This is a genomic window from Luteibacter sp. CQ10 (genome assembly GCF_040900725.1).
Lineage (GTDB): Bacteria > Pseudomonadota > Gammaproteobacteria > Xanthomonadales > Rhodanobacteraceae > Luteibacter.
Genome location: NZ_JAEUYM010000027.1, coordinates 1 through 1,267, shown reverse-complemented (window position 1 = coordinate 1,267; position 1,267 = coordinate 1). Strand labels below are relative to the sequence as shown.

Here is a 1,267-nt window from a genome sequence, read left to right as displayed (position 1 = left end):
GAGATCCTGCACGCCCTGGCCGACCTGCACTGCCAGGGCTACACGCTGCCCTGGGCGCGCCTGTTCGGCACGCCGCCACCGCGCCACATCCCGCTGCCGGGCTATCCCTTCGAGCGTGAGCGGCACTGGGTCGGCGTGGCCCACGATGAGGCCGCGCGGGCAGACCACGGGCCCGATCCCGTCGACCGCGTCCTCGGCATGCGATGGGACCCAGCGCCCTTGGCCGGCATCCCGGCGTCGACACCGGAACGGTGCCGCGTGGTGGTGTTCGCCGGGGCGGACACCGCGACGCTCGCCGAATCACTCCTGGCACACTGGCCGGACTCGCGCATCGTGCGGCTGGACGAACCTGGCGACCCTGCCGATCTCGACTGGGCGGCCTACGACGGCTGGATCGACGTCGCCGGCCCAGGTTCCGCGTCACCCGAGACGGACCTGGCGCCACTGCAGGCATGGCTGCGCGCACGCGCTTCGAAGGGCGGCCGGGCGCTCTGCGTTACGGCGGACGTGGACGGCCGCGCGGCGCTCTACCGGTTGTTGCAGGGCGAGTACGCGCGGATCCAGGCACGCCTCGTGCGCATGGAGACGACCGACCCGGACACCTGGCTGGAACCCTGTCTGGAGGAATTCGCCGCTGCGGGCGAGGACGGCGAGGTGCGCTATATCCACGGCGAACGTCGGCGCGCACGACTGGTCGAGGTCACGTCCGCGTCGCCGCCGAAGGCCACGATCGCGTGGCCCGACGATGGGGTGCTGTGGGTTACCGGAGGTACCCGTGGGCTCGGCTACGCCTGTGCCCGTCATTTCGTCGCCGAGCATGGCGTGCGACGGGTCGTGCTGACGGGGCGCGACGCGCTTCCGGACCGGTCGACCTGGGACGCGCACGCCGATGTGCCCGGAACGGTGGGGGACAAGGTGCGCGCCGTTCGCATCCTCGAGTCGCTCGGCGCACAGGTGCGCGTGTCGGCGGTAGACCTCGGCGACGGTAGCGCCCTGGCGCGGGAAATGCGCAGCGTGCGCGACGACATGGGGCCGATCCACGGCGTGCTTCATTGTGCCGGCACGACCGACCCCGGCACGCCCGCGTTCATGCGCAAGCCCCCGGAAGCGATGCGGGCGGTGCTGGCACCCAAGATCGATGGCCTCGACGCCTTGCTCGGGTGTCTGCGCGCGACGCCGCCGGCGTTCTGCGTGCTGTTCTCGTCGGTGAGCGCCCTCTCGCCGTCGCTGGCGGCCGGTCAGCTCGACTACGCGATGGCGAACGCCT

The 1,267-nt window shown here is 72.1% G+C and carries 1 protein-coding gene; it reads left to right on the top strand.

Annotation, left to right across the window (positions count from 1 at the left end):
- Positions 1 to 1,267 (top strand): SDR family NAD(P)-dependent oxidoreductase (locus tag JNG39_RS21085; RefSeq protein ID WP_368313925.1); only part of this gene is annotated, 1,267 nt, incomplete at both ends.